This window comes from Shinella sp. M31, assembly GCF_049199205.1.
Lineage (GTDB): Bacteria > Pseudomonadota > Alphaproteobacteria > Rhizobiales > Rhizobiaceae > Shinella.
In genome coordinates this window covers 1-12634 of the sequence record NZ_JBLZPH010000140.1, presented here as the reverse complement: position 1 = coordinate 12634, position 12634 = coordinate 1, and the positions used below count along the sequence as shown (strand labels likewise).

At 61.4% G+C, this 12634-nt stretch carries 11 protein-coding genes; 5 read left to right on the top strand and 6 right to left on the bottom strand.

All coding sequences use genetic code 11. From position 1 onward, the window contains the following. Positions 1-24 precede the first annotated feature (24 nt). Positions 25-1239 (top strand): plasmid replication protein RepC, encoded by a 1215-nt coding sequence (gene repC / locus ACOZKU_RS22270; RefSeq protein ID WP_421580728.1) that lies wholly within the window; start codon positions 25-27, stop codon positions 1237-1239. Positions 1240-1259: 20 nt separating this feature from the next. On the opposite strand, the gene ACOZKU_RS22265 is transcribed toward repC, so the two are convergent. Beyond that, positions 1260-1640, bottom strand: a complete 381-nt coding sequence (locus ACOZKU_RS22265) for a hypothetical protein (RefSeq protein WP_421580727.1) — start codon at positions 1638-1640, stop codon at positions 1260-1262. Continuing rightward, positions 1637-2320: a ParA family protein gene (locus tag ACOZKU_RS22260; RefSeq protein WP_421580726.1), complete on the bottom strand. Its 684-nt coding sequence runs from the start codon at positions 2318-2320 to the stop codon at positions 1637-1639. Before ACOZKU_RS22260 ends, ACOZKU_RS22265 begins: the two co-directional genes overlap by 4 nt. Before the next feature lie 489 nt (positions 2321-2809). Here ACOZKU_RS22260 and ACOZKU_RS22255 point away from each other — a divergent pair, with 489 nt between their 5' ends. Then, positions 2810-3178 (top strand): hypothetical protein, encoded by a 369-nt coding sequence (locus ACOZKU_RS22255; RefSeq protein WP_421580725.1) that lies wholly within the window; start codon positions 2810-2812, stop codon positions 3176-3178. After that, a complete protein-coding gene (locus ACOZKU_RS22250; RefSeq protein WP_421580724.1) occupies positions 3168-5735 on the top strand; it encodes a relaxase/mobilization nuclease domain-containing protein in 2568 nt (855 codons plus the stop codon). The genes ACOZKU_RS22255 and ACOZKU_RS22250 overlap by 11 nt, the downstream gene beginning before the upstream one ends. Before the next feature lie 7 nt (positions 5736-5742). On the opposite strand, the gene ACOZKU_RS22245 is transcribed toward ACOZKU_RS22250, so the two are convergent. The 3 genes from ACOZKU_RS22245 to ACOZKU_RS22235 all read right to left on the bottom strand — a co-directional run bounded on the left by ACOZKU_RS22245 (position 5743) and on the right by ACOZKU_RS22235 (position 8716). Beyond that, positions 5743-5961, bottom strand: a complete 219-nt coding sequence (locus ACOZKU_RS22245; RefSeq protein WP_421580723.1) for a hypothetical protein — start codon at positions 5959-5961, stop codon at positions 5743-5745. A gap of 501 nt (positions 5962-6462) precedes the next feature. Continuing rightward, entirely contained in the window at positions 6463-7398 is a 936-nt protein-coding gene (locus ACOZKU_RS22240) for a lytic transglycosylase domain-containing protein (RefSeq protein ID WP_421580722.1), read from the bottom strand. Between the two features lie 169 nt (positions 7399-7567). Then, positions 7568-8716, bottom strand: a complete 1149-nt coding sequence (locus ACOZKU_RS22235) for a tyrosine-type recombinase/integrase (RefSeq protein ID WP_421580721.1) — start codon at positions 8714-8716, stop codon at positions 7568-7570. 124 nt (positions 8717-8840) lie between these two features. Between ACOZKU_RS22235 and ACOZKU_RS22230 the strand changes: the two genes are divergently transcribed. Both ACOZKU_RS22230 and scpB read left to right on the top strand, forming a co-directional pair. Then, positions 8841-9794 (top strand): DUF1403 family protein, encoded by a 954-nt coding sequence (locus ACOZKU_RS22230; RefSeq protein WP_421580720.1) that lies wholly within the window; start codon positions 8841-8843, stop codon positions 9792-9794. A gap of 2 nt (positions 9795-9796) precedes the next feature. Then, entirely contained in the window at positions 9797-10492 is a 696-nt protein-coding gene (scpB, locus tag ACOZKU_RS22225; RefSeq protein WP_421580719.1) for an SMC-Scp complex subunit ScpB, read from the top strand. A gap of 244 nt (positions 10493-10736) precedes the next feature. Here the strand turns inward: scpB and ACOZKU_RS22220 are convergent, their stop codons facing one another. Continuing rightward, a complete protein-coding gene (locus tag ACOZKU_RS22220; protein ID WP_421580718.1) occupies positions 10737-12479 on the bottom strand; it encodes a hypothetical protein in 1743 nt (580 codons plus the stop codon). Positions 12480-12634 lie beyond the last annotated feature (155 nt).

The following is a 12634-nucleotide window of genomic DNA, read 5'->3' as shown; positions in this document are numbered from 1 at the left end:
TTTGCCTTTTGAAAGGTGAGGGAAATGCAAAGTGGACGGGTGACGACGCCCTTCGGGCGGCGGCCAATGACGCTCGCTCTTTTGAAAGGGCAGTTTGAAGCCGGCGACACCAAGCCGGCGGTGGCGATCGACAAGTGGAAGGTGCTTCGGGATTTGAGTGAAGCCAAGGCGGTGTTCGGTCTCCAGGACCGGGCGCTTGCCGTTCTCCATGCGCTTTTGAGCTTTTATCCCGACACGGAACTCTCCGAAGAGCGGGGCCTGGTGGTGTTCCCATCGAACGTGCAGTTGTCGATCCGCGCCCATGGCATCACCGGAACCACGTTACGAAAGCACCTGGGCATCCTAGTCGAGGCGGGCCTGATCCAGCGCCGCGACAGCCCGAACGGCAAACGCTACGCGCATCGGTCGCGAGGCGGCGAGATCGAGCAGGCATTCGGCTTCGATCTCGCGCCTCTCATCGCACGGGCAGGCGAAATCGCGCTGGCTGCGCAGGAAGCAGCGGCCGAGACGCTGCGTTTCAAGCGTACACGCGAGGCGCTGACGATTTGCCGGCGCGACGTCCGCAAGCTGATTACTGCCGCAATGGAAGAGGACGCCGAAGGCGATTGGAGCCGTATCGAGGCCATGTATATCGCGCTCGTCGCGCGCTTGCCGCGGTCTCCAAGCCAGCAGGATGTCGACGCTGTCCTGGAAGAAATGCTGATGTTGCGCGAAGAAATCCTCAACCAGCTGGAAATTCACCTAAAAACACAAAAAAGCGACGGCAATGACGTCGAAAACCGATGCCACATACATAATTCAAAACCCGAATCCATCTATGAACTTGAACCTCGCTCAGAAAAAGAGCAGGGCGAGATGCCGAGCCAGAAACCGAACCGGATTGTCCAGCCGCTGAAGGCTTACCCGTTACCGTTGGTGTTGAGAGCTTGCCCGCAGATCGCCGACTATATGGCTGGCGGCCGGATCGAGAGTTGGCGCGAGCTGATGACGGCCGCCGTGACGGTCCGGTCGATGCTCGGGGTCAGCCCGTCGGCCTATCAGGAGGCTTGCGAGGTGCTCGGGCCGGAAAATGCCGCGATTGCGGTGGCCTGCATCCTGGAGCGGGCGGAGTTCATTAATTCGGCGGGCGGATATCTGCGCGACCTCACTCGGAGGGCGAAGCGTGGCGAATTCGGCCTTGGGCCGATGCTAATGGCGGCACTGCGGATGAACGGAGGGGCCGAGAAGCGGAGCGCGTGATGACCCCTCCCTGTTCCCGCTCAGGAAATATCGGGTATCCGGTCGGCGATCTTTTCCAGATAGTCGTCGATCGCCTCCTCGATGTAGCTGTTGAACTTCCGCCGCTCAATCGCGGCGAGGACCTTCAGCTTCTTGTGCACCTCCGCGCGTATGTGGATACCGGTGGTGACTTTCTCGGTGTCGCGGAAGCGTTTGCCGGCGATCGGATCGCGGCTTTCGCCCTTGGCCACCATGTCGCGGAGCTGGCCGCGCCCCAATGGCGGCTTCGGTGATGGCTCCGCCGCCTGGTCTTCTACTGCGAGTTTTGCAGCGGGCGCTAGCTTCTCGCGAACCGAAGGGCGGTCGCGGCCCGTCGAAATCAAACCAAGGACGAGGTTCTTGCTGTCTGCGCCTTCGCTCATTGCTTTGCCTCACTGGCCTTCGACCGGTAGAGGGCAAGCAGCTCGCCAAGCAGCGTTTCCATTTCCGCGATCGCCTTCATATCCGGTTTCGCTGATGTCTGGAGCGTGCCGGCGGCGCCGATCGACTGATAGGACGCCCGTCGTGCAATCGGCTGGGTGGCGAGAGCGACACCGCTCTCGCGCAAAATTTCCCGGAGCGGCTCATGCGCTTTGGCGCGGCCGGTGACCAGATCGTGCTGGTTGATGACGATCATCGTTGGGAGCTTGCGCTTCTGATCTTCTTCGACCACCGGAACATGGTTCAGCGCGAGCTGCATCCCGGCAACCACGTCGTCCTGGGTTGTCTGCAGCGGGATCAGGACGATGTCAGCACAGTAGAGGCCGGCGAACAGGTTTTCGTTGGTGGTTCCTTCGATATCGACGAAGACGATCTTGCCTTCCTGCTGGCGCTGCATCGCCATCTTGTAGATCCGGTTGGGATCGAGGCAACTTTCCGCCTCCAGCCTGTCCGGCCATACCTCCATCTGCTTCGACATCGCGACCCAGCGCATGGTATTGGCTCTGCTGTCGGCGTCGATCAGGAAGACGTCGTTGCCGGCATGGGCGGCCGTGCCGGATAGAGCGCGGACGAGCGTGGTCTTTCCGGTCCCGCCTTTCGGGTTGGCGATGGTGATGATCATGGCGGCTCCTTCATTGTGTTAAACTATAGTTAGTTATCTCATTCTCTTTCCGCAACGGAATCATTGTTCATTGTTCGTTGTCCTTTGATGATTGACGATTGATGACTACCCAATGACAACGGGTAATGGTGAATGGGCAATCATCAATTGCCCGTTGATAACGAGTAATTGAAATGTTGCTAACTATCGATAAATAAAGGTTTATTCCTAGTTACCCCTGATGCCGCGGTTAATGAGAGCGTCGACAACGGACAATTGTTCTGCGGAAACGCCCGGAGGGACGGATGTCGGCTGCGGGAGCTGGGTCGAGAGCGCCTGTCTGTTTGGAGTTGATATAGGATGTAAAATATAGTTTAGTGTCATGTGGCAGGATAGTCAAGTTTGTGGTACAAACTCGACGTCGCCCCGCCTTCCGGCTGGGCTGTGGTTCGCGCCTCTGGCGCTCTGGGTCACCTCCGGCAACCTGGCAAGCGGGAAGGAAATGATGCGATGCGAAGCGAAGTGGTCAGAGTTCGTCTCCAGCCGAAGGAGCGCGCGGCGCTCGCGGTGCTTTGCGGAGAGAACCGCACCGCGAGCGACGTCATCCGGCTGTTGTTTCGCGATCAGGCGGGCCTGCCGCTCCCGGTTGGACCGGTGGAAGCGGAGGCCCTACGCGGCACGAATGAGGAGCTACGGCGTATCGGAATAACCCTCAATCAGGCGCTCCGGGCGATGAATGAGGGGCGCGTCGGCTATGAGCCGCATCTTGACGCCGCCCTACGCTACCTACTCGACGGTGTGTTTCGGCTGCGGGCGGACGTTGACCTGATGCTGCGGATCAGCCGCAAGGAGCGAAGGGGAGGCCATCATGGCGCATGATTGGTTCAGACTGCTTGGCGCGATCGAGGCCTTTTCCGTCCGCCGTGCCGCCTCTTTGATAGACGAGGATGAGGAACTGCGCCGTCGGCGCGCAATCGGTGTCGCCCTGTCGGGCGAGGAGCCGCAGCGCAGTTTTGTAACCAAGGGCGTCGCGAGCAAGGCGAGCCGTGGCGCTATCTCGACAAGCGAGCTGACGATCGCCTCTATCCTGCAAGCGCCGCGGTCGTCGCAACAGGGCATCATTGCGCTGGTCGAAGCGTTGGGCGCTGAACGCAATTCGGATGACGATGACGAGCATGTGCGGTCGGCTGGTGGGGGAGGGGGCAGCGGCGGTGCGTCGAGCATGGTTGGCCCGGTCTCGCCGACGCGGATCGTCAAGGATCGATCGGATGTAGAGGCGACGAGCCGTGCAGCGATCGCCGCGGGCGCGCAGCCGATCGTAATCAAGGTGACATCGACCGTGTCCAGCCGGGCGTCGGCCGCGGGCTTGATGACCTACCTCGGAACACGCGAGGCCGAGAAGGAGAACGGCGAGAAGGGCAAGGTCGATATCCCCATCTACGATCAGGACGGCCTTGCGATCGCCAGCCGCGAGGAGCGGGCCACCGCGCTGGCCGCATGGGGTGCGGACTTCCGCGAGGCCTACGCTGTCAACGCGCTCGCGACGTTTTCCATTACCCTTGCCGACGCGGTCGATGATGATGGACTTCATGACGCCCTGAACGCCGCCTTCGGATCGAAGCCGTTTCTCTTTGCAAGGCACTCGGATGGAAAGGTCTCTGTCTATGCCGTGACCGACCTGTCGGCGAAGAAGATCGCCGGCGCGCTGAAGAGGCGCGAGAAGGGGGAGGGGCCGGCTCGTGCCGTTGAAAACGCCGAAGCCGACTTCGCCCGCCGGCTGGCCGACGCGGGCGTTCCGGCCGAAGTCCGTATTCTCGGCGCAGCCGTCTCGGAGAAGTCCGGCCGCTATTTCCTCGAAAAGTTCCTGCGCAATGAGAAAGCCGTCACCACCAGCGAAGGCAATGCGGTCAAGAGCGGCCCGGGGGTCAAAGAAAAGGCCGACGGTGTCTGGCGGGCTTGGTTGTCGCACATTCGCACCGTTGAGCCCCGCAACGCTTTCCATATCATCTTCTCGGCACGGGCGGGTACCGATGCGGAAGCGATGAAGTGCGCCGTTCGAGATTTCCTGAGCGAGCAGGTCGCCGGTCATCGCTGGATCACCGCACATCATCCGGAAACGGGGCATGTTCATGTCCATGCCATAATCTCGGCGCGCGACGATGTCGGAAAGGCCCTGCGTTTGACCAAGCCGGAGCTCTACGAGTGGCGCGAGCGGTTTGCCGCCAAGGCGCGCGAACACGGCATCGCCATGGTCGCCACCCGGCGCGCGGATCTTGCGGCCACGCGTCCTTATGGCCAGGCGCAGGCTGGCGCCTATGAACGCGGCAAAACCGATCTCCGATATCTCCATACACCGGCCGTCGCCAAACGCGTCGAGCGCAAGCGCGCCGGCGTCGTCGATCGCATCTCCCTCACCAATGGTAACCTTGCCCTCGCGCCGAAATGGCAGACGACGGCAAACAACCTGAAGAAGGCCGGTGCGCAGCCGTCGGTGATCGCGGCGGCCGACCGGTTCGCGGCCGCTGCGGTCGACAAAGTAATGCAGGCTGCACCGCAACAAGCAAGTGGCTATGTCCTCCTTCGTATCGACGCTGAACGGTCCGCTAGTCGCGAAACGATGGCTGCTATCCTGCAACGCTCCGCCGGCGTCGACGTCAACTTCGTCGCGGCCAGCGCGAAAGGGGTCTATGTCCTGGCGCCCACAGTGGCGAGCATCAGCAGATTAGAACGCGAGCTAGCCAAGCAGAACGACGCGGCCGGCCCTGGTGGCGAGACCTCGGCCGTCGCCAAAGACGTACAGGCCAAGCTCCTGAAGCAGGGAGTGCGCGCCGAAGTCGTGATCGAGGCGGCCGGCCCCGCCACGGTTGGCTCGCCATCGCCATGGCTTCAGAACCGATTTGATGCCGTTGCTCGCGGGGCCGGAGCAACGCCGGGCGAGCAGTTGTCGGAATTCAAGTCTCTGATCGCAACCATTCAACAACAGAAGGACAAGGCCATGCCCCTATCGTTGGAACAGTTCGACGAGCGCGTCTCGCGGGCCAACAAGTCCATGCACCGCTTGGAGACAATGGTCGATAGCAGCGCGGACCGCCAGGCCGTCGAAGAAATGCGGAAAGAAATCTCCGCGCTCTTCGAAGAACAGCGCCGTGACATCCAGATGCAGCAAATGCGCTCTGTCAGCGACACAGCGGGAGGGGGTACACCGCCGGCGTCTCACGTCGACGAGGCGCATGCCCAGGCTCGGCCAGCGCCGACGACTGTCGATCCCGCAATAACCGCCCAGCAGCGAGCAATTGCAGCGGGTCGCGCTTTGCGCGCGGCGCGGGAACAGGCCGGTGCGTCCAAAGCTGCCCAGGACGAGCAGCGCCAGCAGATCCTTCGGCAGGCGGAACAGGATCGCCAGCGCGGCAACGACCGGGACGGGGCCGAACGCTAGGTCCTTTCTATTCCTGCATCAGGCCATCGAAGACTTCCAGCAGGGCATTGACGATGGCCTGGCCAAGCGCATTCGCCGAGGCGGCAATCTTTTCGTCGCTGTGGTCTCGGGTGGCGATCGCAAGGTTGCCGCCTTCCTCGGCGACAATCGCCTTCGCCCGCTCGATAGCCCACAGAGCGAAATCGCTCCGGTCGGAGATCGTCATCGTCTCGGTCGTCTCATCCATGGCGTTCACTTTCGATCGATTCAGCACAACTCGCTGTTCGTTTCCCTCTTGATGAATTCCAGCCATATCGCTAGGGGGTATCGGGGGGAACCATCGTCAGCATCTCTCGACTGAATTCATTCGGAATTTCTACCGGCTCGTCATAAATTGCGGGCGACTGCTTGAAGAATGCTGCGATGCAGCATGCCTTGAATGGTCAGAACCGAGTCCTCCTCCCAGCGGTTCCTGGCTGACGGCGCACCTCTTCCCGTGTTGTGAGCCGGAATAGAAGCCCGGTGTACTTCCTCCCGCACCGCGCTTTTCATGTAGGCGCGCGGTGGGCAGCTTTACGGTCTCAGGTCGATTTCACTGCAAAACACTCGTTTGTGTGCCACTCCAGTGTCGTTTTCCACGCGGCCGCCTCGTCCTCGTCGTTTCCTCTATTATTTTTCCCATTTGCCGTACTTTGTGGGTCAAGCGCTTTATGCACCGCGGCACGATGTGGCGAACACCTGGTCCCGGTTAGTTTCTGAAGACGATACAGGCGCCGCCGCTTTTGCGGACTTCAAGGCACACGGCTTCGGCTTCCTTCCGGGTCGGGCGGCCGATGCGGGCCGTGTATCGCAGCCTCATCCCGAAGGCACGGTTGCGTTCTCTCTGGATCAGCGGCTTTTCCTTGTTCAGCGGCGCGGGCAGGGATCGAACGGTCGACAGGAACAGTCTGACTGCCACCGTCTTCTGGAAATGCCCCGCCAGTTGCGCCCCCCACGGCGCCCAGGCGCCTTCCGCTTCAAATTCCAGGGCCTTGAGGCGCCGCGTGTCGGCAAGCGCGATGCAGGCGTCTTCGAAGGACTTCTGCCCGTCGAGGCGCAGATCGATGGCTGCAGGCGGGTTGTCGCGCCAGTCCTCGGCCGCATGAGCCGTGATATCGAGGACGTAGTTGCGGGTCTCCTGAGGCAGGCTTCCATTTTTCAGGAATGCCTGCAGTCCGCCTTCGCCGGCATTGTAGGCGGCGGCGGCCAGGCCGATATTGCCGAAGCGATCTCGCAGGTCATCGAGATACTCCGCCGATTTCTTCAATGCCTCCAAAGCGTCGAAACTGTTCGATAGGCCGCGCAGTCTTGCGGTGGAGGGAATGAATTGCGCTATTCCTTCCGCGCCCTTCGGGCTGACGGCATCTGGACGGAACCGGCTTTCCGTCCAGATCAGCCGCGCAAAGAAATCGGGCGGTAAATCGTTCTCGCTGGCGAAGCGGGCTAACGCCCTGCATATGTCGCGATTGAAGCTGGCCTCGCGGACGCAGAGCGTTCCAGTGCTGGTGGCTATTGAGTAAGTACAAGGCGGCGCGCGCCATTCAATCTGGGCGATCGCGGCATCCGTCGGTATGCTGGAGGCCAGCACCCCTGCAGCCAGCAAGGCAAGTCTTCCCTTGTCCCATCTCCGTCGCTCGTGCCACATCGCTCCTTCATATCACTGATGCGACACGAGAGGGAGGTGCCTGATTATCGCGCCGGTAGGTTGCCACTCGTAATCTCAAAGATCTCGAGACGACAGGACGCGGCCTCATCTTGCCGTAGGAGCCCTTATCTCAATAGATCTCGACTTAAGGTCCCAGAGGGGGCTGCTGCTACAGGCCGGCGGCCTTGGTCAGATTGATCCTGAAGCGGTCGCGCCGGCGCTGGTAGCGGCGGGTCATTTCGGCGCTGGCATGGCCAAGCTGCCTCTGCACGTAACCCTCGTCGACCTCGGCCGACGAGGCGAGGCCGGCGCGCAGCGAGTGGCCGCCGAATTTCTGGCCGCGCTCGGCCTCGGACAGATCACCGCGCACGCCGGCGGCGAGCGCCGTCTTCTTAACGAGGCGGGCCACTTCCTGGTCGTTAAGCCGATCCGGCCCAACATTCTTGCCCTGGCCGGTAACGCGGCGGAAGAGCGGGCCTTTGGCCAACTTCGCAAACTTGACCCAGGTTTCGACGGCGGCAACTGGACAGGTGGCCTCGGACGAGCCGCGGCCGATCTCGACCTCGCGCCATCCGGTCTTGCCGCGCAGCGTCACCAGCGCACCCTTGTCGAGAACCTCGATCCAGCCGCGGCCGTCTTCGGTCTGGTCGCGGCCAAGATCGAGCCCGGTAATCTCGGATCGGCGTAAACCGCCGGCAAAGCCGACCAGCAGCATCGCCCGGTCGCGGATGCCGCGCAGCGTCCCCCTTTCGAGGGTTTCCAGCATGGCGATCAGGTCCTCCGGCAGGATGGCTTCCTTCTGCCGGGGTGGGGCGGCGTGGCGGTTGCGGATGCCGGCCATGACGGTCGCGATCGCCCGGTCCTTGCGATCGAGTTTTTGCTCGCCGCGCTGGGCATAGTTCCAGCCGAGGGCGGCCAGCCGCCGTTCGATGGTCGAGACACTGTCGGATTTGCCGCCGCATTTCGTGGTGCCAGCGGCACTGCCGGATGCGCAGGCGGTGATGTAGAGCCCGACGACCTGCGGATCCGGGGGAAGGGGCGGTAGGCTCTGGCGCCGGCACCAGGCGGTAAAATGCTTCCAGTCCGCCGCATAGGCTTTTCGCGTGTTGGCGGAACTGGCGGCTGCGACGTAGCCGCGCGCGCGCTCGGTCAGATCCTGCAGATGGGCGGGCAGGCCGGCGTTGGTTTCGGCAAGAGGGGAGGGGACGCCGGCCGACACGTCGGCCGCGGAAACATCCGCAGAATCCGCTGTGCTGTGCGGCGGCGCAGAGCGCTCCGGAGGGTGAATTTCGCTGTTTTCGTCGATGATTTGCGGCATTTCTCTATAATGAGCAAAACGAACGATAATGCAACATTATCCATCGTTATATGGGAAAGACAAGCCGTGCGGTTATCGCAGAAAATGATGGCATAATCTGCACGGCCGATGTACGATATCGGTCATGGATTTGCCCGTCGCCCCCCTCGTTACCGCCCCGACATTCACGGCCGCTCTGCCCAGCTGGGCCCTGTCGCGCGGCCGCGAGCCGGATGATCTCGGCTCAGCCTTCGCCGCCGGCATCGCCTTGAAATCGCTGGACGATCTTGTCCGCTCTGCACCCGTCTGGGTCGGCTGCTGGCGCTCCCGTCAGGCCCTGAAATGCGCCGCCGTCGCCGTCCGGTTGATGGGCCGCAGCGAGGACGAGCCCGCGTTGCGGGACGCGCTTCTGCTGACGGCCGCGAGCGACGATCCCGGCCCGGCCGGCCGGGTGCTTTTGGCCACCAAAAGGCTCGGCACGCGAAAACCTGTCTTTTCCTCGAAAGCCGTGGCCGAGCTCGCCGATTTGTTGGGGCTTGCCTGGGACGATCGGCTCGCCGCGGCGGTCGATCGCGCCGACGACGCACTGCAATCCGGCCGCCCGGCGCCGATCGCCGCGGCGGATCTGGTGAGCGCCATCCATGCGGTGCGGCCGGACGCCGAACCGCTGGCGTGGATGCTGGCCGATCTGCTGATCGCCGCGCTGCTGAAATGGAATTTTGCCGTGCCGCTGCTGATGACCGAGCGCTATGGGCCGGCCTTCAAGACGCTCGGGGGCAGGGGCCGCGTGCGCCCGGGCGAGCCAGCCTTTGCCCGCGCCGTCTGCCTTGCCCTCACCGAGGCAACGGGCGCGGCCCTGCGCACCGCCGGCGAGATCGCGCGCCGCGCCGAGACACTGCGCGCGGCAGCACCAAAGGTCCGCACGAAAGGTGCCGGCGCCGTCATCCAGGCCCTGCTCGACGCGGATGCCGTGGCGGCCTCGGCGCCCGGCACCTCCCTGTCGCGCTGGGCGGCCACCCGGCTGTTCGACCGTTTGGAAGGCTTTGGCGCCGTGCGTGAACTGTCCGGCCGCAGTTCGTTCCGGATCTATGGGCTATGACAATGGCTGAACCGGACGCAGCCAAACCACCGCATGGCAAAAGGCGCACAGGGCAAGCGAAGGCCGGAGATGAATATCTCCTTGATCGGGAACTGGTGGATCTGCCGGCGGAGCTGCGCTGGCGGGAATGGATGCTGAGGGTCGAGGCGGTGATCTTTGCGTCGGCCGAGCCGGTCGGCCGGGAGACGCTAGCCCGTGTCGTCGGCAAGGACTGCAGCATTGACCTGCTGATCGATGACCTGCAGGAAGAACTCCGTGACCGGCCCTATGAGATCGTCTTCGTCGCCGGCGGCTGGCAGCACCGAACGCGTTCGCGTTTCGCCGTTTCGATCCGGGCGTCGCAGGCGCCGACGCGGACTGCAGCGCCGGCGCTGTCCGACTTCGAGGCCATGGTGCTGATGGCGATTGCCTATTTCCAGCCGATCACCCGCGGCGATCTGTCGAAAATCTTCGGCAAGGAGGTCAGCCGCGACACGATCGCCAGCCTGCGCCATGCCAATTTCCTTGCCTCTGGGCCACGCAGCCCGACGCCCGGTGCGCCCTATACCTATGTCACGACTAAGCATTTCCTCGCGGCCTTCGGCATGCAGACGCTGCGAGAACTGCCCGACATCGAGGCACTGGAGGATGCCGGGCTGTTAAATCGCAAGGGCGTGCAGGAGGAAGCCCAGGAGACGGCCGGGGGCGAAGAGGAATAAATAGTGATCAGCCTTGGGGCATTGGGCACCCTTCGATTCAGATCAGCCCGTCGAGGTTCTGGCGCAACAGCGATGGAAATGTCTTGAGGCCACATTGCGTGTCGATTTGCACTGAGAACTTCCGCGCCGAATGGGTCAAACTTCAACGCTTAATCACGGACCGGCGCATGCAGCCGTTTTCACGTCTGGAAATCATACCGCGGGCGGTTTGAAGGAATCCGAAAGGAGCGTACGATGTTTGCTTCTAGCTACGGTCGTGTATCCAGCGGCTGACCCGTCGGCGGGCCTCCGAGGCCCGTATCTGGGGAAGGGGCGTGACACCATACATTTGATCCATCGCGGCGCGAAGCGCGCGCGCGCGCCCCGGAAAGGCCTTCACGACCAACTGTTCAGCGTCGAGGAAGAAAAGAAATGCAGTCTCCCTCTCACCTTTAGTTTCAAAGGCCTCCCCAATCCATTGCCGTGCGAAGGCCTGATTACCAAGGCGATCCGAAGTAGCGTCCGTTTCGAGGATTATGGCCGATTTTCTGAAGCAAATTAACGCTTCGTCGACACGCCCCATCAACTGCAGGCATCGACCGACGTTACCCAGAAGCGGTGCGCTAGCAATCGTCTCGTCCAGAGGATCAAGGATTCTCTCCATCGGTTCGTTGCCGCTGAAATACTCGATCGCGCCTTCCGGATCGCCTCCATCCCGACGCGCTAGCGCAAGGGTATGCGCGCAGTCGTAGGCCGTATCGACATGCGTCGACTTCTTCAGCTCGTCACCCTTGATTGCCCACTCCACTGCCTCCTCGAATTTCTTGTTTTTCCAAAAATTGTGCGCTTTAACGTCGCAGAACTTGATATAGCGCGCTGTCGTGACGCTTATCGTCTGCTCATATTTATCCAGCATGTCCTCGACATCAGCAAACTCCTCAAGGTCGCTCAAACCGGAGATCATGGCGGTACATACTTCGTCGAAGTGGGGTAGGTCACAGAGTACCTGCCAGTCGTTCGCCTGAAACAGTTTTCGGGCCACGCGGACGAATTCTTCAGTGTGGCCGGCCCCTATCAAAGCATTGTCGGCGATGTCCAGCGTCTTTAGCGCTTCCGACAACATCCCCGCTTCGATCTCAAGCTCTGCCTTTTGCGACCAGCGCTCCAGGAGCGAAAACGGAAGGTGCACGCCGAAAGCATCACCTATGCCTTTGATAATATTGCTGTATTGTAGCAGAACTATCTTGATAAATCCAACTCGCTCTTGACGGCCAAATGTCCGCCGTACGAACTGCCGGACTAACGGGTGCAGATCGAAAAGGTCGGGTGAGTTTCTTTCCGGCTTTACCAGGACCAGGTTCAAGTTGACTAGCGACTTGAGCGCCTTTTTGAAGTTTTTGAAATTGAGTTTTGCTGACACAACATCGGCGATTAATTCTTCATTTTCCGGCCGCATTGTTTCCGCCATTGCGCGGAGGACAACCTTCTCTCGCTCCGGCAATGTCTTCCAAATTGAGGTCAGCAGGCTGGTCGGCCCTTCACGGCCACGGCGAATGTCTTCCAGGATGAGATTCAATGTGACACCCGGAGCGCGTCCGACTTGCACAGCCATCATGTCGAGCCAGAAAGCATGTCCTTCCGTCATGGCGTGCGCTGTCGCGATCTGTGACGGGTCTGTCCTGCCTACTCCTGTTCTCTCGTCGAAAAGTTCGATCGTCTCCAGCAGAGTCAGACCTGAAAGCGGAATGGTGATGACGGTAACGATGTCATAAGCCGCACGCGGTCGGCAGGTTATTATGATCCGGCTTTTCGTGGCCGAGCGTGAAAACTCCCGCACGAGCTTATCGAGAATTCCTATAAAGACCTCGTTCACGAGGTCGACATAGCTGTCGACGTTGTCGAGCACGAACACGCATTCGGTGTCTTCTGCGACTCTTACAAAAGCATCAACTATGTCTGCGTCAGATGCCGCGCCGAGGGTCTCTGCGGAGAGGCTGTTGAGAGACATTCTCTCGATTGTTGATTGCCACTGAGAACTGACCCGGCGTGGCCTGATATTTCCATTGAGAATTGACCCATGTTCCAACCTTCCCTCGCATGTTTTCAGCGGGGGCTATGGAGTGATCGACATGGCGTTATTGAGCGTTATCCGGCGCTGGCATT